The organism is Companilactobacillus huachuanensis (assembly GCF_005404815.1).
Classification (GTDB): domain Bacteria; phylum Bacillota; class Bacilli; order Lactobacillales; family Lactobacillaceae; genus Companilactobacillus; species Companilactobacillus huachuanensis.
Map to the genome: position 1 here is coordinate 1 of NZ_BJDF01000027.1, position 26,891 is coordinate 26,891.

The 26,891-nt window shown below is 36.9% G+C and carries 22 protein-coding genes; 15 read left to right on the forward strand and 7 right to left on the reverse strand.

Going from position 1 to position 26,891, the window contains the following annotated elements; all coding sequences use genetic code 11:
- The first annotated feature begins 228 nt into the window (after positions 1-228).
- A complete protein-coding gene (locus tag FFM71_RS11935; protein ID WP_137612382.1) occupies positions 229-2,472 on the forward strand; it encodes an ATP-binding cassette domain-containing protein in 2,244 nt (747 codons plus the stop codon).
- A 387-nt stretch (positions 2,473-2,859) separates the two neighbouring features.
- Here the strand turns inward: FFM71_RS11935 and FFM71_RS11940 are convergent, their stop codons facing one another.
- Entirely contained in the window at positions 2,860-3,759 is a 900-nt protein-coding gene (locus FFM71_RS11940; protein WP_137612383.1) for a PhzF family isomerase, read from the reverse strand.
- A gap of 162 nt (positions 3,760-3,921) precedes the next feature.
- Between FFM71_RS11940 and FFM71_RS11945 the strand changes: the two genes are divergently transcribed.
- The 5 genes from FFM71_RS11945 (at position 3,922) to argD (ending at position 10,093) form a co-directional block, all read left to right on the forward strand.
- A complete protein-coding gene (locus tag FFM71_RS11945) occupies positions 3,922-5,256 on the forward strand; it encodes an SLAP domain-containing protein (protein ID WP_171000566.1) in 1,335 nt (444 codons plus the stop codon).
- Positions 5,257-5,900: 644 nt separating this feature from the next.
- Positions 5,901-6,926 (forward strand): N-acetyl-gamma-glutamyl-phosphate reductase, encoded by a 1,026-nt coding sequence (gene argC / locus FFM71_RS11950; RefSeq protein WP_137612385.1) that lies wholly within the window; start codon positions 5,901-5,903, stop codon positions 6,924-6,926.
- Positions 6,927-6,943: 17 nt separating this feature from the next.
- Complete coding sequence (gene argJ / locus FFM71_RS11955) at positions 6,944-8,170, forward strand: bifunctional glutamate N-acetyltransferase/amino-acid acetyltransferase ArgJ (RefSeq protein WP_137612386.1); 1,227 nt, start codon at positions 6,944-6,946, stop codon at positions 8,168-8,170.
- A 30-nt stretch (positions 8,171-8,200) separates the two neighbouring features.
- Positions 8,201-8,944, forward strand: coding sequence for an acetylglutamate kinase (gene argB, locus FFM71_RS11960; protein WP_137612387.1), 744 nt, complete (start codon positions 8,201-8,203; stop codon positions 8,942-8,944).
- Between the two features lie 18 nt (positions 8,945-8,962).
- Complete coding sequence (gene argD, locus FFM71_RS11965) at positions 8,963-10,093, forward strand: acetylornithine transaminase (RefSeq protein ID WP_137612388.1); 1,131 nt, start codon at positions 8,963-8,965, stop codon at positions 10,091-10,093.
- A gap of 554 nt (positions 10,094-10,647) precedes the next feature.
- Here the strand turns inward: argD and FFM71_RS11970 are convergent.
- Together FFM71_RS11970 and FFM71_RS11975 are read right to left on the reverse strand one after the other, a co-directional pair.
- Positions 10,648-11,586 carry a nucleoside hydrolase gene (locus FFM71_RS11970; protein ID WP_137612389.1) on the reverse strand — a complete coding sequence of 313 codons (939 nt, stop codon included), beginning with the start codon at positions 11,584-11,586 and terminating at the stop codon, positions 10,648-10,650.
- Positions 11,587-11,598: 12 nt separating this feature from the next.
- Positions 11,599-12,021 (reverse strand): MarR family winged helix-turn-helix transcriptional regulator, encoded by a 423-nt coding sequence (locus tag FFM71_RS11975; protein WP_137612390.1) that lies wholly within the window; start codon positions 12,019-12,021, stop codon positions 11,599-11,601.
- A 716-nt stretch (positions 12,022-12,737) separates the two neighbouring features.
- Between FFM71_RS11975 and FFM71_RS11980 the strand changes: the two genes are divergently transcribed.
- The 5 genes from FFM71_RS11980 to FFM71_RS13840 all read left to right on the forward strand — a co-directional run bounded on the left by FFM71_RS11980 (position 12,738) and on the right by FFM71_RS13840 (position 17,994).
- Positions 12,738-13,382: an SDR family oxidoreductase gene (locus tag FFM71_RS11980; RefSeq protein WP_137612391.1), complete on the forward strand. Its 645-nt coding sequence runs from the start codon at positions 12,738-12,740 to the stop codon at positions 13,380-13,382.
- 100 nt (positions 13,383-13,482) lie between these two features.
- Positions 13,483-14,412 carry a DUF7916 family protein gene (locus FFM71_RS11985; RefSeq protein ID WP_137612392.1) on the forward strand — a complete coding sequence of 310 codons (930 nt, stop codon included), beginning with the start codon at positions 13,483-13,485 and terminating at the stop codon, positions 14,410-14,412.
- Between the two features lie 377 nt (positions 14,413-14,789).
- The gene (locus tag FFM71_RS11990) at positions 14,790-15,653 is read left to right on the forward strand and encodes a metallophosphoesterase (RefSeq protein WP_137612393.1); all 864 of its coding nucleotides are present in this window, start codon (positions 14,790-14,792) and stop codon (positions 15,651-15,653) included.
- A gap of 447 nt (positions 15,654-16,100) precedes the next feature.
- Entirely contained in the window at positions 16,101-17,570 is a 1,470-nt protein-coding gene (locus FFM71_RS11995; RefSeq protein WP_137612394.1) for a DHA2 family efflux MFS transporter permease subunit, read from the forward strand.
- A 289-nt stretch (positions 17,571-17,859) separates the two neighbouring features.
- Positions 17,860-17,994 carry a hypothetical protein gene (locus tag FFM71_RS13840; protein ID WP_010018183.1) on the forward strand — a complete coding sequence of 45 codons (135 nt, stop codon included), beginning with the start codon at positions 17,860-17,862 and terminating at the stop codon, positions 17,992-17,994.
- Between the two features lie 396 nt (positions 17,995-18,390).
- Here the strand turns inward: FFM71_RS13840 and FFM71_RS13695 are convergent, their stop codons facing one another.
- From FFM71_RS13695 to FFM71_RS12015, 4 genes are all read right to left on the reverse strand, one after another.
- A complete protein-coding gene (locus FFM71_RS13695) occupies positions 18,391-19,521 on the reverse strand; it encodes a GGDEF domain-containing protein (protein ID WP_137612395.1) in 1,131 nt (376 codons plus the stop codon).
- Between the two features lie 1,254 nt (positions 19,522-20,775).
- On the reverse strand, positions 20,776-22,149 hold the full coding sequence (locus FFM71_RS12005; protein ID WP_137612396.1) for a DHA2 family efflux MFS transporter permease subunit: 1,374 nt from the start codon (positions 22,147-22,149) through the stop codon (positions 20,776-20,778).
- A gap of 486 nt (positions 22,150-22,635) precedes the next feature.
- The gene (locus tag FFM71_RS12010) at positions 22,636-23,019 is read right to left on the reverse strand and encodes a YxeA family protein (protein ID WP_137612397.1); all 384 of its coding nucleotides are present in this window, start codon (positions 23,017-23,019) and stop codon (positions 22,636-22,638) included.
- Between the two features lie 42 nt (positions 23,020-23,061).
- Positions 23,062-23,445: a YxeA family protein gene (locus FFM71_RS12015; RefSeq protein WP_137612398.1), complete on the reverse strand. Its 384-nt coding sequence runs from the start codon at positions 23,443-23,445 to the stop codon at positions 23,062-23,064.
- A 454-nt stretch (positions 23,446-23,899) separates the two neighbouring features.
- Between FFM71_RS12015 and FFM71_RS12020 the strand changes: the two genes are divergently transcribed.
- The 4 genes from FFM71_RS12020 (at position 23,900) to FFM71_RS12035 (ending at position 26,726) form a co-directional block, all read left to right on the forward strand.
- Complete coding sequence (locus FFM71_RS12020) at positions 23,900-25,087, forward strand: MFS transporter (RefSeq protein ID WP_137612399.1); 1,188 nt, start codon at positions 23,900-23,902, stop codon at positions 25,085-25,087.
- Between the two features lie 110 nt (positions 25,088-25,197).
- Positions 25,198-26,037, forward strand: coding sequence for an SDR family oxidoreductase (locus tag FFM71_RS12025; protein ID WP_137612400.1), 840 nt, complete (start codon positions 25,198-25,200; stop codon positions 26,035-26,037).
- A gap of 11 nt (positions 26,038-26,048) precedes the next feature.
- Complete coding sequence (locus tag FFM71_RS12030) at positions 26,049-26,441, forward strand: MerR family transcriptional regulator (RefSeq protein ID WP_137612401.1); 393 nt, start codon at positions 26,049-26,051, stop codon at positions 26,439-26,441.
- Between the two features lie 18 nt (positions 26,442-26,459).
- Positions 26,460-26,726, forward strand: coding sequence for an alcohol dehydrogenase catalytic domain-containing protein (locus FFM71_RS12035; protein ID WP_137612402.1), 267 nt, complete (start codon positions 26,460-26,462; stop codon positions 26,724-26,726).
- Positions 26,727-26,891: the final 165 nt, after the last annotated feature.

Here is a 26,891-nt window from a genome sequence, read left to right on the forward strand (position 1 = left end):
CATTGTTAGTGTCGGAACTCCAATGATACCTGATTTTTTCGTCTTGGTGTTTTTTTATTCAATTTTTTTCAAGTGGCTAACTTGATTATAAAATTTGCCTAAATAATTGACATTAGAAATACAAAATATTTCTCAGTTCTGGAGACGGCATAATTAATTAAAATTGAATAGTCGCATTAGTATGCTATAATAAATCTCCTTTTAAATAAATAATATTGGGGGTTCCAAATGTCTGAAAAACAGTTTATTGAAATAGTGAATGACCGTGAGAACAATTTGAAAAATATCAGTTTAAAGATTCCTAAAAACAAGCTGACAGTTTTCACGGGTGTTTCTGGTTCTGGTAAGTCTTCAATCGTGTTTGACACCATTGCTCAAGAGGCAGGGCGTCAGTTGAACAGTACCTATAATAGTTTTACTCGTTTGTATTTACCGAAGTATAAGCGTCCCGATGCTGATGAAATTCATAATCTTTCGACTGCAATTATTATTGATCAGAAACCATTGGGTGGTAACGCTCGATCCACTTTGGGTACTATCAGTGATATTAGTCCACTGTTCAGAATTCTGTTTTCTCGATTTGGGCAACCTAAATATGGTACTGCCAGCAATGCTTTTTCCTTCAATGATCCAGAAGGTATGTGTCCTCAATGTGAGGGAATTGGTCGGAGCTATGTTGTGAAACTTGATGAAGCTTTGGATTATGAAAAATCACTCAATGAAGGCGCCATTTTATTGCCTGGTTATGGCGATAAGTCGTTCTATCTCCATGCTATCCTTGATTCAGGCTTTTTTGACAACGATAAACCAATTAAAGATTTCACTGATGCTGAAATGGAAAATTTACTCAATGGTGAGACTCCAATGACTGTTCAATATAAAGGCACTGAGCTAAACACTAGCTACGAAGGAATTATCAAGAAATTTTATCGAACCAATATTCAAGATAATCGCACTATGTCAGATGGTGCACGTAAGAAAATTGAAAAATTTGCAGAAATGTCAACTTGCACAATGTGCCATGGAACAAGATTTAATCAACAAGTATTGAATTCGAAAATAAATGGTTATAATATTTTTGATTTAACGAATATGCAGTTAGATCAATTGATTTTGACATTAGATGAATTTCAAGATGAACGTATGAAGTCAGTTGTAGCTGATTTAAAGTCAAGAATCAGCAATTTGATCAATATTGGTTTGGATTATTTAAATCTGACTCGCGAGACCTCGACATTATCTGGTGGTGAAAGTCAGCGTGTTAAAACTGTAAAATATTTGTCTAATAGTTTGACTGACTTGATTTATATTTTGGACGAACCTAGTACAGGGTTACATCCGCGCGATGTGCATCGTCTAAATGACCTCTTATTAAAATTACGTGATAATGGCAATACTGTGCTAGTAGTTGAGCATGATCCCGATGTTATAAAGATTGCCGATTATATTGTTGATGTTGGTCCCAAGGCCGGTATTCATGGTGGTGAAATCAACTTTACAGGATCATATGAAGAGCTATTGAAATCAGACACTTTAACTGGTAAATATTTGAATCATAAATTGCCATTAAAAGTAAATCCTCGGGTTGCTAAAAGTTTTGTCAGTAGTTCGAAGTCGTCACTTCATAATTTGAAAAATATTCAACTCAAGGTGCCAGAAGGCCTATTTTCTGTCATTACTGGTGTAGCGGGATCTGGTAAAAGCACATTGGTTGAACAAGTCTTTGCCCAAGAAAATCCCGATGCAGTAGTCATTGACCAGAGTCCATTGCATGGAAATAGTCGCTCGAATTCGGCAACGTATACTGGAATTATGAATGAAATTAGAAAACTGTTTGCTACAACGAATGGCGTTGATGATAGTTTGTTCAGCTATAATTCCAAAGGCGCTTGTTCGGAGTGTAAAGGTAAAGGTGTTATCGAGTTAAATATGTCGTTCATGGAAAATTCGGAAATTGAGTGTCCCCAATGTCACGGTGGCAGATTCGATCCCGAAGTGTTGCAGTATAAGTTTAAGGATAAGAATATCGTTGAAGTTATGGATATGACAATTGAAGAGGCATTTACCTTTTTTGATGATAAGAAAATAAACTCGAAGTTGAAAAATATTCACAATGTTGGCTTGGATTATTTAGCAATGGGACAGGCACTGAATACATTATCAGGTGGTGAAAGCCAGCGCCTCAAGATTGCTAAAGAATTGAATAAGAAAGGCAATATCTTTATTTTGGATGAACCAACGACGGGACTACATGTTTCAGATACAGAAAATATGATTCGAATCATCAATGATATGGTTGATAAAGGGAATACGGTGATTGTTATTGAACATAATGTTGATGTTATGCGCAGTGCTGATTGGATTGTTGATATTGGTCCAGACGGTGGCTCCCGTGGTGGTGAGCTTATTTATGAAGGTCCAGTTGCTGGAATTCTTAAGGATAAATTGTCTGTCACGGCTAAGTATATTTAACTAAAGGTTGAAAGTTTAGTTAAGTATTCCGTTTCCAGAGCTGGGAGTATTCAATTGCTGCGCGGAACGGCCCGAGCCAAAGTGCGGTCTCGAACCTCGCTGCAAATGAATACTCTCAGCTCTTCCAACTAGTTTATTTTTTAATAGTGGAACAATAAAACTAAGATTTCTGAGTATTTAAATAAAGTGGCTCTAGGCTTGTAATAGCAATCGTTAGATTAATTTTTCACCTTTCAACCTCCAAATATTTAATTAATATGCCTAAGCGTTTTTGTACTAATCAAATTATAAAAAAGGAGCTGAGATTTTTAAAAATCTCAGCTTCTTTTTGCTAGACAATACCGTGGTGTTAATCAGTAAGCTATTTTTAACTATCACGATTCGCAACTATAAATAAATATTTGTGTAAAAAGCAATTACAGCATCACCCACAATTTGAATTTTTATGGGTTGACCGTTGTCTAGATGGACTCGAACTAACATGGTTCCAGGTCTTTTTATTTTCTCGCCTTGAACAATCGAAAATTCGAAGATATCACCTGATGTTTCAACTAGATTATATTTAACCAGGTAAGCGCCTAAAGGTCCGTTGGCATTGCCGGTGACCGGATCTTCGTCGATGCCACTGGCTGGAGAAAACATTCGTCCGTGAATCAATTCTTGTTTATTTGGTGTGACAAAGAAGACATAATAACCATTACAATTTATATCCGGTGTGATTGTTTTCAAGGCTTCTAAATCGGGAATTAAATTGTCGAGTGTTTGTTGGTTATCGACGGCAATCATGACTTTAGCAGCACCAGTTGAAGCGATTGCCATAGGAAACTTAAGATTACGTTGTTGCTCAGAAATTCCTAGTGCCTTAAGGATACGTAATTGAATATCATTTGCTAAGGGTTCATCTACCGATATTTGACCTTGAGTCATGGTGATTTGGTAAGCCTCACCCTTTTTCAAAATATCAATTGGGAGATTACCCGCACCAGTTTCTTGGACTAACGTTTGTGATGGTAAATTGTTTTCAACGGCCCAAGCGTAATTGGCACCAATAGTGGCATGTCCGCAGATAGGGACTTCAGTTGTGGGTGTGAAAAAGCGAATTCTAACGTCAGATTTGTCATTTGTTGCTGGGAGTATAAAGGCAGTTTCCGAGTTATTCATTTCACGAGCAATTTGCTGCATTTGTTTTTCCGTCAGTCCTTTGGCATTGGTGACAACGCCAGCTGGATTCCCAGCAAGCTTAGTTTTCGTGAAGGCATCGACTTGATAAACGTGATAATTTTTCATATTTTTTGACTCCTTAAAAGTAAGAAAATGAATCGATATGTAATCAAATTATAATAGTAAAGGTTTCGTAACAATTGCGATAATTCGTTGCTTCCTTATATGTATGAATTATAAACTTAAGGTGAATATAAGGAAGAATATTCTTCAGTGGAGATGGATATAATGAAAAAAAGAAATAATATTTTAGTAGCGTCAGCAGTTGCCATCATGTTGGCACCAGCCGCTTTAAATGCACTACCACAACAAACAGTAGATGCCAGTGCTGTTGGAACTGTCGCCACTACTACACCAGTTTATAATGCAAGTGGAAAACAGACAGGTCAAACTTTGCCAAGTGGAAGCAAGTGGCAATTAGGTCAACAAGCAACAATCAACGGAGTAGCTCATTATTTGATTGGTACAAATGAGTATATTCCAGCTTCCGTTGTTACAAATGTTACTGGAGCTACAAATTCGGTTGATCCTGCATTTGGGGATGCAATTACATATGAGACTAATCCGGATGCTGGAAAAACTGTTACAGCCAATAAAGCTTTAGCAATCGTTGACCGTTATGGTAACGAAACAGGAACGTCTTTACCAGCTGGTAGCCGTTGGATCATTGGTGAAGTAATGCATGCTAACCGTATGGTTTACTACCAAGTTGGGAATAACCAATACATTCAATCACTAGATGTAACAATCGATGGTGAAAATAACAACAATAGTTCTAATACTGCTGCTGATAATTACACTGAAACTGACGGTAATTTTGGCAAGACCGGTACTATAACTCAAGTTGCTGCGGTAGTTAATGACCAAGGTACAAATACAGGAATTGTTTTGCCAGTCAATAGTTCATGGAAACTCGGAAAAGCTATGCACCGTGATAAGCAAACATTCTATCAAGTTGCTACAAACGAATGGGTCTCATTTGGTGATATGTCAGTTGCTAGCTCAACAACAGATAACAACACAGACTATTCTGGAAATGGTAGTTATATCATGTCTGGATCAACAGATGCCGGACATACTGGAACAGTTACTGTTTCTACCGAGATTGTAAATGGTCATGGTGATAATACTGGAAAAACTGTGCCAGTGGGTAGTAAGTGGATTATTGGTGGTGACATTTTACATTATGACAAACAAACATATTATCAAATTGCTACTGACGAATTTATTTCAGTTGCATATGTGGATGTTGCTGATGATGTAACAACAACGACAAATACCAATACAAATTCAAGTACACCAACACCCGGCAATGGCTTGATTGCTACAACAAAGCAGAGTTTACAAACTTATAACACTGCAACCAACAGATATGACCAAACTTTACCAGCTAATACAGCTTGGAAAATTAGTAAATTAGTTGTTAATAAATATGGTTCATTTTGGGGTCAAGTTGGAACTAATGAATGGGTTTGGATTTCAAATGTTAACTTGAATAGTGGTTTAGATTTGAAGTCAAATTCATATTACGAACCAGAATTTGCTACTAACATTAGTAAATAGAACGTTTTTAAATATATCTCAGATGAGGTGTATTTTTTTGTCTGTTATTTGATTTTGAACTTTGCTATTTTAGGATACTAAGCGGACCTAAACATAGCGGCACTTGACTTGCCCCCTAAATGTCATTAATAATCGAGACTCAATATTTGGAGGGCATTTCTAAATTTTCAATCTTTATTAGTATCAAATTTACTGCTAGTTATCTGTCAGTTATCTGTTAGTTATCTGTTAGTAATGTCGAATAACCTTGATATGATGGTGTTTTTAGTATCGAATTTACTGTTAGTTATCTGTCAGTCATCTTCAAACTCATATAAGTTTTCTAATATAAGTAAGTATTAAAAAGGTCTTAATTCCTATTTCGGGAATTAAGACCTTTTGCATTTAAATCAATAAAAGATGTTAATTTTAGTAGACAATTATTTGTTACAAATAATATTTCAGATTATAAAAAACACTTTTTGGATAGGTCTTTTTATACCTATGAGCTAAACAATGGAAACGCTTTCAAATTAACACTTAAATTAGAGAAACAATCATTTGATTAAAAAAACTCTTGTACTTTCTAATTATCAGGCGTACTCTAACTATTAATTTCTACGAACGAAAAAGTAGAACAGAGACATCAAGAAAGGATGATACGTATGAATGTTGGTCTTGTCGGCGTTACTGGTTATAGCGGTAGCGTCTTGTACGAACTATTATTGCATCACCCAGAAGTTGATTCGGTCAACCTCTATGGGCACTCGCAAACGGAAACAAAATCTTTAGAATCGGTCCTACCTCAACTACGACGACGAGCTAACATTTTGCCTTATGATCCTGCTGATATCATGAAAAATAACCAAATGGTATTTTTCGCAACATCTGCTGGTGTCACTACGGAATTAGCCCAGTCGTTTATTGACAAAGACTTTCCAGTGATTGACCTAGCCGGAGACTTTCGATTGAAGTCACGTGACGTATACAAAAAATGGTATAAAAAGGACGCTCCAGAAATGAAGTATCTTGAAAAGTCACATTATGGATTAGCTGATTTTACTAGCTCCAAGGGTGCAACTTATGTTTCTAACCCGGGATGCTATGCTACGGCAACGATTTTAGCATTAGCGCCGTTAGTAAAAAATCATCTGATAGATCCAACCTCAATCGTAGTGGATGCCAAATCTGGTACATCCGGTGCGGGAAAGAAATTGAGTGAATTAACTCATTTCAGCCAAACAAATGAAAATCTGCAACTGTATAAGGTAAATCAACATCAACATATTCCAGAAATTGTTCAACAATTAAAGATTTGGGATGAAGACATACCTTATATTCAGTTTACAACAACTTTATTACCACTGACACGTGGAATAATGGCCAGTTGCTACATCAAGGCAAAGCCTGAGATAACTGAAGAGGATGTCCGAAAGTCCTTTAATCAAACTTACTCAGCTGATACCTTTGTGAATGCTACTGAAGGAGTTTTCCCAACACTTAAACAAGTTGTCGGAACTAACTTCTGTGACATCGGTTATCAATTAAACCCTGTTACCCATCAAATTGTAATAGTCAGTGTAATTGATAACCTCCTAAAAGGTGCAGCCGGGCAAGCAATTCAAAACTTTAACCAAATGTTTGATTACGAGCCAGGTCTAGGATTGGATTTAATTCCAACCTTGCCATAAATTAGGAGGATTTTTTTATGCAATCATTTATCGAAACAGAAGAACAAACTTATGAAGTAATACCTTTTACATGGCCTAAGGGCTACAAATCCGATGGAGTCTACGTAGGATTGCGTAAGAATCCTGAGAAAAAAGATATGGGATGGCTTTATTCAGAAGTACCCGCTCAGGCTGCTGGAACTTATACAACTAATCAATTTCAGGCTGCTCCTACAAAATTGACTAAACAAACAATTAATAAGGAACACCTATTACAAGGAATTGTTATGAATACTGCCAATGCAAATTCAGTAACTGGTAAGCAGGGTATGATTGATGCATTACAAATGCAAGCTTGGGCAGCAGAAAAATTAGCTGTTGAGAATGATTTAATTGGAGTTGCTTCAACTGGCATTATTGGTGAACCATTGCCAATGGACTTAATTAAAAAAGGCGTTGATAAATTGCAATTATTGGACAACGTTTATGTGACTGAGGCTGTTTTAACGACTGATAAACACACTAAGACTATCTCGACTCAACTAGAGTTAGACGGCAAGACAGTTACTATCAGTGGCTTCTGTAAAGGCTCAGGGATGATACATCCTAAGATGGCAACAATGCTTGGATTTGTTGTTACAGATGCTAAAGTGGCCGATGGAGTTTTGCAGGGAATGTTAACTCAAGAAGTTGATGCAACTTTTAACCAAATCACCGTTGATGGTGATACATCTACTAATGATATGGTGGTAACGATGGCCAATGGTCTAGCTGAAAATGAACCGATTGAAAATGATGGTAGTGCTAATTCACAAGCATTTCTTAATGCATATAACGCCGTCTTAACACAATTGGCTCAGGACATTGCAGCTGATGGTGAAGGGTCGACTAAGCTTGTTGAAGTAAATGTTGAAAATGGAGCTAGTCATGCTGATGCGCAGAAGGTTGCCAAGGCGATTGTCGGTTCCAATCTAGTTAAATCTGCAATTTTTGGTGAGGATGCTAATTGGGGACGAATTATTGCGGCTATTGGACAGACGAATGCTCAAGTTGATATTGATCATACTTCGGTTTGGCTGAATGACTTACCTTTAGTGATTGATAGTCATAGTGCTGAATTTGATGAAGCAGTTATGAAACAATCGTTATCTGAAAATAAAATTACTATTCTGGTCGATTTGAATTCCGGCAATGCAACTGGTCAGGCTTGGGGCTGTGACTTAACTTACAATTATGTCCGAATCAACGCCACATACAGAAGCTAATCAAAATAAATTACGTATAAGGTGAAGATTATGAAGGACACAATTGTTGTAAAAATAGGTGGCAATGCGAGTGATCAGTTACCGGAGACTTTCTTTAAAAAATTGGAAACTTGGTGGCTGGAAGGTAAGCAAATTTTGATTATCCATGGTGGTGGTCCACAGATTTCAGAATGGAGTGACAAATTACAGTTGCCTGTGAAAAAGATTAACGGCATTAGAGTTACCAATGACGAAACTTTAAACGTTACGAAGGCTGTTTTATTAGGCTTAGTTCAACCTAAGCTCTGTCAGTTTATTGGTAATTCTGGATTGCCGGTGATTGGGTTGAATGCCAGTGATAATCACCTGTTAGAAGGCACATATTTGAATCAGGCCGAATATGGTGAAGTTGGTCAAGTTACTAAGATCAATAAAAAATGGTTACAGACGGAATTACAAAAAGAGATAGGCATTTTGGCACCACTTGCACAAACTAGTGATGGCAAATGGTTGAACGTTAACGCTGATATGGCAGCTGCCACGATTGCCATTCAGTTGCATGCTGAATCATTAGTTTTGCTGACAGATGTGCCTGGAGTTTTGAATTCTGGTAAAGTTGTTCCCAAATTAACTGAGACAGCAGCCGACGATTTATTTCAACAACATATCATCAAGTCAGGGATGATGCCTAAGATTAAAGCCTCGTTTAATGCTTTGAGAAATGGCGTTGATCAAACTTTTATCACCAATGATTTAGGACGACCGGGAACACAGTTCCAATACGTCGAAAAATAAAATTTCTGGAGGTTCATTATGGAACATGTATTCCCAACGTACGCGCGTTTCCCATTCGATTTAGTTAAAGGTGAGGACGTCTACTTAACTGATAATCATGATAAAACTTATTTGGATTTCACTAGCGGTATTGGTGTTTGCAGTTTTGGATATAGCAATGAAGTGATTCAAGGTAATGTCCAAAAGCAGTTAGGTAAGATTTGGCATATTTCTAATTTATACGAAAGTAAAATTCAGGATGATGTTGCTGCAATGTTATGCGATGAAAATCAACTAGCATTCTTTTGTAATTCAGGTACCGAGGCTAATGAAGCGGCATTCAAGTTAGCCCGTAAGTATACAGGTAAAACAGCTGTTTTAGCATTCAATAATGGTTTCCATGGTCGGAGCTACGGTTCAATGTCACTGACAGGCAACCCAGATATTCAAAAAGGCTTTGGTCCATTAGTTCCTGATGTAGAATTTGCAGACTATAACGATAACAAAGCGCTGGAAATGATTGACTCTCATTTGGCAGCTGTTATTTTAGAAGTAATTCAGGGCGAGGGTGGAGTTTATGTAGCTGATCAGCAGTGGTTGACCGATATTCAACAAGCTTGTCATGATAACGGCGTTTTACTGATTATTGATGAAGTTCAGACCGGAATTGGCAGAACAGGTAAGAAATTTGCCTTTCAAAACTTTGTGTTGAAACCAGATATCATCACGTTGGCAAAGGCTTTAGGTAACGGAATTCCGATTGGTGCGATGATTGGCAAAAAAGAAATGGCAAAAGCTTTTGGTCCAGGATCACACGGAACGACTTTTGGTGGCAATAAGCTAGCTATGGCTTCCGCCCAAGGAGTTTTACAACAGCTAACACCAGATTTTTTGGAAGATATTCAGGCTAAGTCGACCAAAGTTTGGCATAAACTTAAAACAGAGATTTTACCGTTGTCATCAGTAACGGAAATAACTGGAATGGGATTCATGATAGGAATCCATTTGGATACCTCATTAGATGTTAATGAAGTGATAACAAAATTGCAGGATAAAGGCTTATTAACATTATCGGCTAAGCACAACACCTTGCGTTTATTGCCACCATTGATTATGGATGAAACTAAATTAGATGAAGGTTTAGATATTATCAAAACAGTTTTGAATTAAAAGAACCGAGGGTTGAAAGTGTAGTTAAGTAGGCCGTTTCCAGAGCTGAGAGTATTCAATTGCTGCGCGGAACGTCCTGAGCCAGAGAGCGGTCTCGGGCCTCGGTTGAAGCCTCGCAAAACCCGCGAGTCTTCAACTCGTCCGGTAGTGTAATTGCTGAAGCAATAACGCCACTTTCGCTGCAAATGAATACTCTCAGTTCTTCCAACCAGTTTATTTTTTTATGGCAGGAACAAATAAAATAAATACTTCTGCTTATTTAAATAAATTTGTTTATGTCTGTAACAGCAATGGTTATATTAGTTTTTCACCTTTCGACCTTTAGGTAAAAGAAATAGAACAGACAACTCCAAGTATGGAATTATCTGTTCTATTTTAATTTGTATTAGTTAAAGATTGAAAGTTTAGCTAAGTATGCCGTTTCCAGAACCGCGAGTTTTCAACGCGCCCGGTGGTATAAATAAATTAGCTTTAGGATTGTAACAACAATGATTATATTAATTTTTTGCCGCTCAACCTTCAGTTGTATTAAAGTTAATATTCTAACTTAATAATTATTTTTCGTAACTAGCTAATGAGTCGAAGATAAATTTAACGAATGCTTCACGGTCAACATCTTCTAGAACCTTGATATTATTCTTTTGAGGAGCGTCTGTACGGCGGTCTGGGTAAGTCATACCACGGTATTGGTCGTTAGTTAGGCACACGTCCATTGAATAGTTTGTACTCTTTGTGAACAATTCTGGAGCAATCAAACTAATGACAGCACAGGCATCGTGAATCGGAATCTTGGTCATACCTTTAGCCAATTCGGCTGAGGCATAGAAGTCCAAAATAGAACTGGCCATTTTACCAACACGACCGAGATCTTTAATTTTGCCGATTTCATCCATTGTTAGATAGGCTTTATTTTCAGTTAAGTTTAGTCCAGATAAAGTAATTGGTAATCCTGAATTGAAGACGATATCCATAGCTTCTGGGTCAACGTAGGCGTTGAATTCGGCAGCCAATGTGATATTACCTTGAAGAGTTGAGCCACCCATAATATAGATGTGTTCAATATTTTTCTTAACGTCGGGGAAAGTCTTCAATAGGAGGGCAACGTTTGATAATGGAGCTGTGGCTACTAAATTGACTTTTTCGTCACTCTTAGAAATGCGGTCATACATGTAGGTAACGGCGTTATCGCTTGTTAAAGGATAGTCTAGACTGTTTTCTGGAAAGTCATATCCTTCCATACCAGTCTTACCATGAATTTCACCAGCAGTTTCAATAGGTTTTACTAGTGGGGATGCTTGACCAGATGCAAGTTCTGCCTTTGAGCCTAGAAATGTTAGTAGCTTCTTAGCATTTTGTGTAACATATTCAAGTTTAACGTTACCACCAACAGTAGTAACACCCATCAAATCAGCTTTTTCGGGATGTGCAAGTAAAACTGTTAGAGCAATCGCGTCATCAATACCAGGATCACAGTCCATAATTACTTTTGTCATTAAATCCTTACCTCACTTTTTTAATTTTAGGGGAATTTTTTTGAGAGCGCGAACAAAACTACGCCGTTCCAATGTGCCTAAAGTAGAAAGAATTTTTTGATCATTTGCGGTCATAAAGTTATTGATCGCATCCTGTATTTCTTTAGACTTATCAGAGAGCACAATTCGTTTCAAACGTGAATCCTTTTTAACGCTACGTCGAATGATCAGTTCATCCTTTTCCATGGTTTTTAAAATATTAGTCGCAGTTGAGCGGCGAATATTAAATTCCCTCTCAATATCTTTTTGATAAATATCATCTTGAGAATGGTTGGCCAAATAGTGAATAATCTGAACCTGGGTGCCAGTTAGACCATATTTAGCGGCAAAAGTATTGATACCACGGGAAATTTCATTCGATGCAACCTTAATCAAATGAGCCACGTCACTCGCCATAAAAAATCCTCCTTAGAGCATTGTATTACCCAATAATTATAACATCATGCTTTTGTTCTATCCTTAATGATTGTAAAATTATTCACATTTATAGGTTTAAAGGATGCCGCCTCCGGGCGTCAGTAAGATAGCCCGTTGTGCTATCTGTTCGAGCCAAGGTCTCGAACCTCGATTTGTGCTTCGCAGAAACCACGAATCTCAAAATATGTCGGTGGTGTAATAACAGAAAAACACCGTTATAACGCCACTTGCACTGCGGCCAATATTACTTACACCCGTAGTCTAAGTGATTTTGCTTAATTCAATAACTTTATGATTATGATTATAGAAGAAAAATAATCAATGTTATTTGAATTGGTTTACTAAAGATTCACTAGTCGGAAGAGTCGAGAAATATTTGTGGGCAGTGGAAGTGGTGTTAGAGCTTCAGCTCTTACACCACCGGGCGTGTTTGGAGACTTACTGGTCTTCGGTAAGGCTTCAAACCGAGGTCCGAGACCGTATTTTGGCTCGGGCCGGTCCGCACAGCCTGTGAATATTTCTCGACTCTGGAGACGGCATACTTACCTAAACCTTCAATTTTTAGATCTAAACATATCAGTTACCCGCAATTTGCATTTTTTAGTCTTTTATTAATTCCTCGAGAAACATTCTTTGAATTAATTTCAAAACTCACTTATATTGGACTGTAGAAACTAATACAGGGGGAAAAGTAAATGGCTAAAGTTTTAATTTTAGGAGCTAACGGGAAAATTGCTCGTTTAGCAGAACATATTTTTGTTGATACAACTGATACAGATTTGAGATTATATTTGAGAAATGCTGGACGTTTAAAGGATTTCGCTGATTCGCATAAATTAGTTGAAACTGTTGAAGGTGACGCCACTGATGTTGCTGGATTGAGCGAATCTATGGAAGATGTTGATATGGTTTACGCTAACTTAGCTGGGGGCAATATTGTTGATGAAGCTAAGGCTGTTGTTGAAGCTATGCATGCTGAAAAGAAGACACGTCTAGTTTGGATTTCAACTTTGGGTATTTATGATGAAGTTCCCGGTAAATTTGGTAAATGGAACAACGAAACTTTGGGGAACTACATTACTACATATGCAGCAGCTGCTAAGGTAATTGAAGATTCAGACCTTGACTACACGATCATTCGCCCAGCTTGGTTAACTGACAAGCCAGAAGTTGATTATGAAGTAACTCAAAAGGGTGAAGCTTTCAAAGGAACTGAAGTATCAAGAAGATCTATCGCTCAAATTGTTGTCGATATTTTCCAAGATCCAGATAAATTTAAATGTGAATCAATTGGTGTCAATAAACCTAATACTGATGGTGATAAGCCTGCTTGGTATTAAAAAATTAAATGCGTGTAATAGCGCATTTTTTTTGTGGCTGAAAATACGTAAAAATGATATGGTGTTTTTGTAAACGATTACAGCTAAAAGGAGAAAATAAATGGTTAAACGATTGATCAGCGCCAATTCAAGTGAGATGTTGGCAATGAATGGAACAGAATTGAAACAGAGTATCAAAGCCAGTGAGGGTCGAGTTGTATTAAGTGAAAATGTTGTTGTTCATGAACCTTTGGATGGCATTACAACTTCTGAAATAGCGGCCGCCTTTGGAGCCGACTTAATTTTATTGAATGCTTTGGATGTGTTGAATCCATTGATTTTGGGACTTTATGATGACGAAGAAACTATGGAAACGGCCCAGGCTCATCACGATGGTGAGTCAATTCATCGGTTGCAAAAATTAGTTGGTCGTCCAATTGGTGTTAATTTGGAACCAGTTGATCCAGATGCAAAAATGGCTGAAGATCGTTTGATTATTCCTGAAGGACGTATGGCCAGTGAAAAAACTTTACAAGAAGTTGAAAAACTTGGCTTTAATTTTGTAGTTTTAACCGGTAATCCCGGAACTGGGGTAACTAATAAGCAAATTGCTGCCAATATCAAAGTAGCTAAAAAAGTTTTCAAAGGTTTAGTCATTGCTGGGAAAATGCATGGGGCCGGGGTTGACGAAGCAGTGGTCAGTCCAGAAGCAGTTGAAACTTTCTTAGATGCTGGAGCCGACGTTATTCTAGTACCCGCTGTGGGAACAGTTCCCGGATTTGACGATGCAGAATTGAAAGAAATCGTTAAATTAGCCCACAGTCGTGGAGCTTTGGTCATGAGCACAATTGGAACTAGTCAAGAAGGATCAGGTAGCAGTTTCATTCAAAATGTGGCCATCCGCAATAAAGTTGCCGGCGTTGATATTCAACATATTGGTGATGCCGCTTGGGGAATTCAATCACCAATTGAAAATATTTATGCATTGAGCAAAACCATTCGTGGTGAAAGACATGCGATTGCAAGGATGTCACGTTCTATCAATAGATAGCTCAACACGCCCGGTGGTGTAATTGCTGAAGCAATAACGCCACTTTCGCTGCAAATGAATACGCTCAGCTCTTCCAACTAATTTAATTTTTTACCTTTCAACCTTTAGTTTTGTAACTTTTATTAGATGGATAATATTTTTAATTTGAGGATATATCGAAATTTAATGTACGTTAAAAATAAGTCGACTATTTTTCGTACGGAATACAATTATTACAACTTTAGATGAGATTCAAAGTAAGATTATCCATAAAAATATCAATTCTGATAATAATTAATTGCGCTAAAATTAAAATCTTACCGAATTTGTATACAAAATATACATAACCGTTTGATAATTTCGTTTTCAGAAAGTAATTATCAAGTGAGGTAAGACAAGTGAAATTATATGTCGAGGCAGGACAAGCATTTAAGATAGGTCAATTAACGGACATCCATTTGGGAGAATATCCTTTGGAAAGAACAGATGAAAAGATGATTGACCAATTGCGGAATGTTTTAGAAAATAATCAATTTGATTTACTGATGTTGACGGGAGATTTGATTTGGGGAGAATACAATGAAGATCCCCACAAAAGTTTGCAAGTTCTCTTCGATTTATTAAATGAATTTGAGATACCCGTGGCAATTACGTATGGTAATCACGATACAGAGGGACGTTACGGAAGAGCCTATATTCGGGCTTTTGAAAAGGAATTGGTGCATTTAGCTGATAAAACACATATTTTTATGTCTGGTGAACACGAAAATTATACGTTGGAAATTCTGGATCAAGCGACTGGTGAAGTAATTAATAAAATTTTTGTCTGGGATAGTGGCTCATATTCAAGATGGCCGGATGTCAGCCTGTATGCAGCGATTGATCTTGACCAAATCAATTGGTATGTCGATGCATCTAAATCCTATACCCAAAAAACTTTTGATATTGGATTTATGCATATGCCACTGCCAGAATATGGAAAAGTTAATCCTGAGAGAATCACGGGAAGTTTCGGTGAGTCAGTATGTTCGGCGGATCTCAATTCCGGACTGTTTCATGAGATTTTAAAACAGAACAATATCAAAGCATTATTTGCGGGTCACGATCACTATAATAATTTCTCAGGTTCTTACGCTGGAATCCACTTGAATTATGGCAACGTTACAGGCTATAACTGTAGCAGTGACTTGACTAGAGGCGTTACACAGATAGATTTGTATAACGATGGATTGCAGAGAAGAAACTTACTTTTTGAAGATTAATTACATAAAAATTGAAAGTATATGTAAGTATGCCGTTTCCAGAGCTGAGAGTATTCAATTACTGTGCGGACCGGCCGGAGTCAAAGTACGGCCTTGAACCTCGTTTGAAGCCTCGCAAAACCCGCGAGTCTCCACATTCCAGGTGGTGTAATAGCAATGTCCAGATTGATTTATCACCTTTCATTCTTTAGTAAATTACAACAAACTAGCCCTATAAATAAGAAGGGACTAGTTTTTTTTGTTCTTAAAAATTAATTATCTTCAGAGCGGAGAATATTCACTTACTTTGCAGGCCAATCCTCACAGTAGACTCATTTTTTCTGTCGACCTGAGACGTAATAATTAATCCAACTTGTTGAAAATAAAAAAATAATTTCAGAAAAAGCTTACGAAGAAGGTTTTTTTCTGGTATATTAATCCACTGTTGCAACAATTTGGAGGTCAACTATGAGTCAAACTCAAAAAATTAATACAAAACCTCTTCACCCGTTACTGTCAATAATGGGTGTTCTTATTGGTGGATTCGTCGGCATGTTCAGTGAAACTTCATTGAATATTGCCCTTCCATCTATTATGAAAGTTTTTAATATCGATGCAGGTACGGTTCAATGGTTAGTTACTGGCTATATGCTGGTAGTTGCCATTGTCTTGCCTCTTTCAAGTTTATTGACAAAACATTTCTCAACTAGAGGACTAGTTAGATTTGCTTTAATGGATTTTATCGTGGGTGCAGTGATTTCAGCACTTGCGGTTAACTTCCCCATGTTATTGGTTGGACGTATGATCCAGGGTATTGCCCCAGGTATCATCTTGCCATTGATGTTTTCAATCGCGATGAGAGTGTTCCCACCTAATAAGTTAGGTGCAGCACTTGGTATGGCCAGTCTTGTCATGATGTTTGCTCCAGCTATCGGACCTACACTTTCCGGTATTATCTTGGGATTTTCATCATGGAGATTTATTTTCTGGTCATTCATTATTTTCCTTTTGATTGCTCTAGTCTTCGTGGAAAAAAATTTAACGAATGTCTTTGAAGTAACTAAGCCTAAGGTAGATTGGTTAGCCATTATTCTTTCAACAATGAGTTTTGGATTGATTGTCTTTGGAATTAGTTATTTAAGTAAAAGTATTGCCTTGGCCTTAGTAGCTCTAGTTATTGGTCTAGTATTGTTGGCTGTTTACATCAGACAACAGTTACACACAGAAGTACCAACTCTAGATTTCGCCGTTTTGAAAAAGCCTGAGTTTTTAACTGGTTCAATATTAGTTATGATCAACTTTGGTATCACATTGTCAGCAATGTACTTGTTGCCAATGTACTTACAAAATGGGTTAGGCATAGCTGTTGCGCTAACCGGTATGGTTATGTTGCCAGGTGGTATTATCAATGCAATTGTTTCGTTTAGTTCCGGTCGTGCTTTCGATAAGATTGGTGCTAAATTGTTAACCCGTTTAGGTTTCTTCATTTCAATCATTGGTGCAGCTATGTTTCTGTTCAGTAACTCAAACAGTTCAGTAGGATACATTATTGCCGCTCATATCGTCTTGATGATCGGTGTTCCTTTAGCCATGTCACCAGCACAAACATATGGATTGAACTCTCTAGATGCTTATCAATCAGCTGATGGTTCAGCTATTATCAATACTTTCCAACAAGTTATCGGTGCGGTCGCAACTGGTATTGCAACAATCTTGTTGAGTACTGGTCAAGCAAATTATTTCGCTGATGGTGGAAAATCTGCAAAATTAGCATTTACTAATGGCGTTCACTACGGATTTGTGTTTACATTAGTATTAGCTGTCTTTGGATTTATTTTGGCATTCCGTGTGCATAATAAGAGTGAAGAGACAGTTAGTTCTAAAGAGTCAAAGCCTTTGAATGAAAAAGGTGAAAGTACTGTTGCCGATTTAAACTAGTCGCTGAGTTTATCGGTAGAAAACAATTGATACAAAAAGAATCAATCAAGACGGTAATTGATTGGTTTTTTTTATTGGTCCGCCTCCTGTTAGTTTATTGATGGGATATATCGAGATTTTTTCAGCTCAGGAGACGGTAAGAATCCAGATTTACTTTGATTTTTGATTTTAAACATTGAGTTATCTCATATGAATATCAATTTACGGTTGAAATGTAAGATGAATTCTCTTATAATAATAGGGTTAATAAAATAAGTTAAATGTAATAACGGGAAGGAGGGTTTTTTAGATGTCACAAAATACACATAAAGGTATGACTGGCCACCGCCGTCCTGTAAACCAAAAAAATGGTGCAGAAAAACGCGCTAACACACAAGCTGTTCTTGACTTTTTAAAGAGTCGCGACACTAAAGAATCTAAATAATTTAGATAAATTAAAAGAGCTAACAGATTAAGTCTGTTAGCTCTTTTTTTGCAGGAATAATAAAATGAAGACTTCTGATTATTTAACTAAAGGTTGAAAGTTTAGATAAGTATGCCGTTTCCAGAGCTGAGAGTATTCAATTGCTGCGCGGAACGGCCCGAGCCAAAGAGCGGTCTCGAGCCTCGGTTGAAGACTCGCAAAAAACCGCGAGTTTTCAACACGCCCGGTGGTGTAAGGACTAAAGTCCTAACCCCACTTTCGCTGCAAATGAATACTCTCAGCTCTTCCAACTTGTTGGCTTTTTTAAGGAAATAAATAATAAAACAAAACTCCTGATTATTTATATAAATTAACTCTAGGCCGGTAACAACTATGGTTATATTAATTTCTCATAACCTAATCAATCGTAATTACATGGCGACCATTGCGTTTTGAATGATACAAGGCTTCGTCTACTCGGGAATAGAAATCGTTCATTGAAACGTCATCCTTCCTTACTTCTGAGACACCCATCGAAACTGTTAGATGAATGGTTTTATCTTCAAAGGTTGTTTCGGAATGATTGATGGCCGAAAAGATCTGTCCTACGATATTTTCGGTTTGATTCAACTCATAATTAGGAAAAATAATATTGAATTCTTCGCCACCGGTACGATAAAGTTTTATCTTAGGGTCTGTTTGATCAATAACTGTCTGAACGACTTCTACAACGCTTCTCAGGACCTCATCACCGGCCAAATGACCATATGTATCGTTGATGTTTTTGAAGTGATCAATATCAAACATTAACATTGTAAATTTCATATCTGATTGCTTAACCTTTTTGAATAAGTCCCGCAAATCGATATCGAAAGCATCGTAATTATAGGTAGATGTTAATTTGTCATGCGTGGCGTCTCTGAATAAGGCAGTACGTGATTCGACGTCTGTAAAAAGCATGGCAATGTACCCAAAGGTAAATATTTCTAAAATAAGTAGATAGAAAATCTCTTTACCGAACATTTGATTAGTAATGTTGAATTTTAATTTGGCAAAGAACCAATATGCGACACCAAAGAAAAGACTTGAGAAGAGATAATAGAAATAAGGAAACTTCTTATTAATTCTAACTTTGATGTAATTTAGTGTGTAGAAAAAGGCAATCAAAATAAATGCAAGGCACCAAGATTCCCAACTCCTTATGGCAGAATTGAAAATCATAAAAGCCAGAACGATAGGTGCAAATAGATGAAATTTAAACGGTACATTTAAAATTACGGTATAAAATATTACTGCAACTAGTTGAAAGTTTATAAAGGTCCAAGATGGAGCTCGGCCCTGAACGGAACTTTGCAAAATAAATAAGACAACTACAATATAAATAATTCCTAAAATGGCCCGTAAGGTAAAACCATCAAAGTTAAAATCCTTAAGCGTTAATAATTTTTTTAGACCTTCAAAAGAGACTTGAAAAACGATAAAAACGCCCATGATAAAAAAGAGACTTGTGAGCAGTGAGGCTTTTCCAATAATAAAACTAGTTAACAAAATATCCCCTCCAACTGGTATGATCCTCTCAACCTTCAGTTTGTAAATAAATCTCTAGCACGACGAGACACTATAATAATTATTATTATATAACTTCGATAAATTAATGGTTAATATCAAAATAATTTATGACATTTTTTTACTTTTTATTAACCGCAAATTGCAAATTAGGTTTCTATATGTATAGCTAAAGGTTGAAAGTATAGTTAAGTATGCCGTTTCCAGAGCTGAGAGTATTCATTTGCTGTGCGGAACGGCCCGAGCCAAAGTGCGGTCTCGAACCTCGGTTGAAGCCTCGAAAAACCCTCGAGTCTTCAACACGCCCGGTGGTGTAAGGACTAAAGTCCTAACGCCACTTTCGCTGCAAATGAATACTCTCAGCTCTTCCAACTAGTTTTTTTAATGGGCGGAACAATAAAATGAAGATTTATGAGTATTTAAATAAATTAGCTCTAGGCCTGTAATAGCAATCGTTAGATTAATTTTTCACCTTTCAACCTTCAGATGTATAGATAGAATGTAAATGAAATTGAATATTTCTCAAATCTGTAGACGGATATTTGACTGCACACGTAAGCAACATCATTTTTTCTTCACAATTACTTACAATTATTTTCTTACTTTCCAAACGTTTCTTTCATAATTTCCCGCTATTATATAAGCATAGTCAAGAAACGAAGAGGTGACTCGGATGACTATAAAAGCTTCACTTTAAAATGGATTATTAAAAATTAAAAACTAATAGATTTTTTCAAATATATCTCCTCCCCCCTGATATATACACAAAGAATTTTAACTTGAAAAGGAAGAAAAGCTTATGAAAAAGACAAATACAAAAAGAGCTGGTCGCAAGACTAGCTCTTTTCTTTTGCATTAAATTAAAGTTCCATAAGGTAATTTGATGATTTTAGAATCATCTGCTTCTTCTGAATTATTATTCTTGTTAAACATTTTGGAAATGGGGAATTTAACACTACCATTAATTAAGAAAGGATTTCTGGTAGAACTATCGCCGGCAAAGCACAGATTAAAATAACTGACGTTAAAAATTAAATTAGTCGGAAGAGCTGAGAATATTAACTAGCTGTGGGTGTGGCGTTACGGCTTTAGCCGTTACACCACCGGGCGAGTTTGGAGCCTTACCGATTTGTGGTAAGGCTTCAAACCGAGATTCGAGACCGCTTCTCAGGCTCGAATCGTTCCGCAGAGCAGGTTAATATTCTCAGCTCTGGAGACGGAATCAAGAAAGAATATCTAATCTTCAATGTCAGGGCGATTCAATTTGAAAGTCAGAATTAATGCAATAATTAGAAGTCCTAGACAGGTTAAAAATCCGGCTTGAATACCCACAGCTTGATTAGTTGTGTGACCAGTAATAATTTTATCCGCCATCGTAATAACTGCAATGATAATGGCCGTTCCAAAGGAAGCAGCAATTTGTCTGAGTGTATTGAATGTTGCCACACCATCAGAAAGATACTTTTTGGGTAGAGCACTAAGCGCGTGTGTTTGGATCGGAATCAAAATCAGGACTAATCCTAATTGGCGAATCATTTGCCCTAGCGTCAGCATTAAGACTGAAGCATTGACGTCAATAACAGCCTGCATAAAGGTCCCAAAACAATCTATCAAGACACCCGTAACGACGATTCGTTTGATGGGGTATTTATCAAATAACCGACCGCTGACAGGTGACATGAACCCGGTTAATATAGCTCCTGGCAACAAGGCTAATCCTGAGATCAGTGGACTTTTATGAAGAATCATTTGGATCATCAAGGGCAAGAGGATGGTATTTCCGTACATTGTTAAAACAATCAACATATTAATGATTGTTGCAAAAGTGAATTGTGAATGTTGAAAAATTTCGAAATTAATAATAGGTTTAGAAGATTTATTCTCCATAAATGCAAAAATAATAATCAAAATCAAACCAATAACAGTGAATCCTAGGACCTTGAACGATAGAAATGAACTTTGACCAATATTTGAAAAGCCAGTTAGTAAGAAAAGTAGTCCCAAACTTATTGTAATTAAACTGGTTACATCAAATTTAGGATTATCGTGAGTTTCAACTTGAGGAAGTTGAAGAATCGCCAAAATAACAACGGCAATAATAAAGGGCAAGATCATAATGAAAAGATATTGCCAAGGGAAGTACTGTAGGATGATTCCAGACAGCACGGGACCAATAATGGGTGAGAAGTTAAAAGCCAGCCCAATAATCCCCATAACGGCTCCTTGTTTGCTTCTGGTGGTGTATTGCATGGCTAGAACGTTAACAAGTGGCATCATCATCCCAGTACCAATGGCTTGAATCATGCGACCGATAATAACCATGATAAAAGTGTTGGCAATAGCTCCAATAATAGTTCCAACTAAGAAAATCGAACTAAAGATAATAAAAAGATGTCTAAAAGAGAATTTCTTAATGAAATAGGCACTAGTGGGAATCATGATGGCATTGACCAAAGTATAGCCGTTTGTCAGCCATTGAACGTTGGATGAACTGACATGAAAGACACGCATAAAAGTTGGTAAAGCAGTGTTCATCAAGGTGGAACACAAAACACCAAAGAAGGTTCCAAAGACCATGATAAAGAGTGATTTTTTGATTTGTTTCGACATGTTTAGGACCCCTAATTAAAAAGTAGTAACCCATTAAGTTTAGTTATCAAAATTAGGATGGTCAACATGTTGTTGGATGGTTACCTTAGAATAGCAGTGATTTTGCCATTTGGTTAGGTTGTATTTGGGTTATACGCTAGAAGTATATTTTGCCGTTCAGGAATTAAAGGTTGAAAGTTTAGGTAAGTATGCCGTATGCCGTTTCCAGAGCTGAGAGTATTCAATTGCTGCGCGGAACGGCCCGAGCCAAAGAGCGGTCTCGAGCCTCGGTTGAAGCCTCGCAAAACCCGCGAGTCTTCAACACGTCCGGTGGTGTAATTGCTGAAGCAATAACGCCACTTTTGCTGCAAATGAATACTCTCAGCTCTTCCAACTAGTTTTTTTATAATAATAATAATGTACAATTGTTATCCTTTGCTATTTAAATAAATTGCATTTAGGACTGTCACAGCAATGTTTATATCACTTTTTCACCTCTGGAGACGGTTAATTACTGAACATTCGATAAAGCTTATAAGGCAAATCATCGGGACTGATTACTTGATAGTCTTTAACATAGCTGCCTTTGGTATCCATCTTCACCAATTGACCGTCGTCCAGATCGTCATTAGAGTGCAGATCGATTTCGTGCCAGTTGCCTTGGCGGTCGTATGCATCGGCGTAAAATGTGTAGCTGCCATCGCTTTCTTTGTCGGCATCATCATAGTCGACTTGCATAAATTTGGGACTGCGTTTGGCTAGCAAGTTATAGTGATTAAAGCTTTGTGCAAATTCAGTATTTTTATCTTTGAGATAGGAACCTGCCATGTAATAACCGAGTCCTAATACGATAATACCCATTGATAGTACGTTAATAAATTTTTTCATCATTTCCTCCAGACTGTATTAAAAAAGAGCCGTTTCAGGCCCCAACTATAGATTTAATTTGGTATAAACATCGCTAGGTATTTCTTTTTCGAAAACTTCCTTATACGAATAGACATAGCTTCCTTTAGTATCAAGTTCTAGGTAGTGACCTTGTTTCAATTTACCCATACCCATGAATTTTATAGAATGCTCATTACCAGCGTCATCATAGCTTTTAAGATCATATGTGTAATTACCATAACCATCTTCGTCTTTGGCCTCTTTATTATCAATTTTTACATATTTTGGTTCGCGTTTTACTAAAACATTATAGGCATTGAATGCTTGTGCTGCCTGACTGCTACTTTCTTTGGTTATTAGACAAGCCCCGAAATAAGCAATTACCACAACTACGATACCCAACAAAAAAACTCTTAAAAAACTTCTCATTTGAATTACCTCCTGACAAGTATATTAAGAGTTCTGTTGTTTTTTATACATTTGATCTACTTACATTGTTCTTACAGATTTGTAAGCCAGCTTTTTACCACCAATTAAAGTTAAGCGTATAGTCTACAATTCTGTTGAATAATCTTGCTACCAATTTCATCATGGTAAGCACCTCCAACTTTATATATAAACCTCTATCATTAACTACATTATAGTTCTTAGTGAAAGCGCTATCAATCATAAATGCTATTTCTTATCGTACTGTTTTGGATAAATATGCAAACTTAAGGAGTATTACCATACGTGTTACGTATACTGCATTACTCAAGTAGTAATTTTTCTTTCTTTAATTAGAACTTATACTTTTTACATGGATGAGAGATGAAAGATTATCTTTCACGTTCGTATAGGTAATGAAGTTTTTACACTACATTGGATTAGGAGTTATTTAAGTATGCAAAAAACAAGTAACAGTTTAACGAAGTTTTCTATTTTATTAGTTTCGGTGATTACGGCTTCAGCCCCAGCAATCAATGCTAATATTCCGGCATTGGCTAAGGCTTTTCCCACGGTTCCTTTATCACAGGTTGAATTATTAACAACAATTCCATCATTCTTTCTGATGTTATCCATTTTATTTAGTAGTTGGGTAGCTCAGAGAATTGGTTTGAAGCAAACGGTTCAGTTGGGAGTTGCTATTACGGCGATTGCTGGCTTAACACCAGTCTTCACGAATAGTTTTGATTTAATATTAGTGTCACGAGCAGCGTTTGGATTGGGTGTTGGTTTATTCAATTCACTATTAGTAACGATTATCAGCTCTTTTTATGAAGACCAGGAAAGGTCAAAATTAATCGGTTTTCAAAGTATTTTCGAAGGTTTGGGTGGCGTTTTAGTAACATTTATTGCTGGTCAATTAATGAACTTCGGTTGGCATGTTTCGTTTTGGGCTTATCTGATTACCATTCCGGCCTTGGTTTTCTTCACGTTATTTGTCCCTAAAATATCAACAACTAAGCCGGTTGTTAAAACGGAGAATAATTTACCAAAAACACCATTGTTTAATAGCAGATTAATTAGTCTATTGATTTTAACTTTTGTGGTCGTGTCATTCTACATGATCATGGGAATCAAGGTACCAACGTTGATTGTCGATAGTGGTTATGGAACAACGACTTCAGCTAGTTATGTTATTTTGGACTTGAGCTTGGGTTCCATGGCCGGCGGAGCAATTTTCGGTAAATTATACGACTGGGTGAAAAATTATGTAATTGTCCTTGGTTTCAGTTCCCTAGCTATTTCAATGGCCCTGATTGCTTTGTCAAATACGATTTCAGTAACAATTCTAGGCGGATTCTTAACTGGACTAGGTTTTAGGCTCTATATTCCTTGGGCATTAAACATCGTTAACATGGGAGGAAATGGTAACCCTTGGGCGACTTCATTGATTTTAATGTCGTACAACTTGGCTGGTTCAATGGCACCATATACTGCATTGCTGTTGCAGTCGGTATTGAAAATAAATCAGTTGCGTAACATCTTTTGGATGAATACGATTGCTTACTTAGTTATCACTATCTTAGTTGTCTTGTTTTTGGTCGGATTCAGTAAATTCCGTAATCGAGTTACAGATAATACATAAAAGAATTTAGGAAAGTTTAAAAAATCTTCTTGCCTTGAAGTTACTGCAAGGGAATAAAATGATTTTGCAATTGAGATTCAAGTAAACAAATATAAATAGGAGTAAATAAAATGACAAGTAAAACATGGTTAATTACAGGTGTAAGTAGTGGATTCGGTCGTTCCTTAACGACCCAATTATTGGCAAAAGGGGAAACAGTTATCGGAACTGTCCGTAATTTTGCTAAAGTTCAGGATTTGATTGAACAATATCCTGATAATTTTATCAGTGAAAAGTTGGATGTTACAGATGTTCCAGCAATTCATGCTTTGGTAAATAAGGTGGCAAGTGAGCATAAAATTGACGTATTAGTTAATAACGCTGGTTATGGGCTGTTCGGAGCCGCTGAAGAATTAAATGATGAACAAGTAAATAAAATTATCGCAACTGATTTGACGGGATCAATCCAAATGATCCGTTCAATCTTACCCTTTATGCGAAAACAAAAAAGTGGTCGTATTATTCAAATCTCCTCATATGGTGGTCAAGTTGCTTATCCAGGTAATTCAATGTATCACGCTGCAAAGTTTGGTATTGAAGGATTCTGCGAGGCTGTTGCTCAAGAAGTAGCTCAATTCAATATTGGATTGACAATTGTTGAGCCTGGTGGTGCCAGAACTGAATTTAGATACGGCAGTGCTCAAGTAGCTGACTTAATTCCTGCTTATGACGGACCGACACATGCTTTTATGAAGATGCTTGATCCAGCCAATGGCTTGGCACCTGGAGATCCCCAAAAAATGGCCACAAGAATTATTGAAAGTGCTGATCAAACTCCAGCACCATTACATATGGTTTTAGGTTCTGAAGCATTGAAAAATACCATTGAACGTCTGGAAACACGTGTTGCTGAATATAAGAATGAAACTGAATTAGCTGCTTCAACAGATTTTTCAGCAGATGAAAAATAAGAAGGTTAACAATGAATATCAAAGAAGCCAGTAAACGTGCCGGTGTGTCTTCAGCAGCCATTCGTTATTATGAAAAAGAATCCTTGATTCCGCCAATCGAACGAACAGAAATTGGTAACCGAGAGATTGACGAACGGATCTTACGTCGAATTCATTTTGTGACACAAATGCGTGTGGCAGGGATGAGTATTGAAAATTTGCGACATTTTATCGAGTTATTTGATGCTGAAGAGGACAATAACAAAGAACAAAAAGAGCTATTACAGGAACAATTAAACGTTATGGAAGAGAAACGTGATGATTTGCAGGTAGCAATCGATCATTTAAATTATAAATTGAATCATTTTTATGATCATGTGCTGGACACTGAGGAAGAATTACGTGAAATAGAACGTGAAGAATAAATAAAGAAGGCAAATTAAATGTCAAAAACAATAAAAGCATTAGAAGCAAATATCAAAGGAGACTTTGCATCCTTTAATCAAACCGTAATTGAACGGCGTGATCTTCGACCTGATGATGTCGCAATCGACATTAAATATTGTGGTATTTGTCACAGTGATGTCAGCATGGTTCAGTGGCAGGGTGCACATTTTCCAATGGTACCTGGTCACGAAATCTCCGGGATTGTATCAGCTGTCGGAAAGGATGTTAAGAATTTCAAAGCTGGTGATCGTGGAGGCTGCTGAAAAACTATAGTATTTTTTTAATAAGGATTCATGGAATTCAAAAATGGCACGTTAATTGATGTTTTCAACCAATTAGCGTGCCATTTTTTCTATTATTTACTTATTTTCTTTGCTTTTTTCCTTTAACAATTGTTGGATTCGTTTCATATTCACACAAAAAATCGT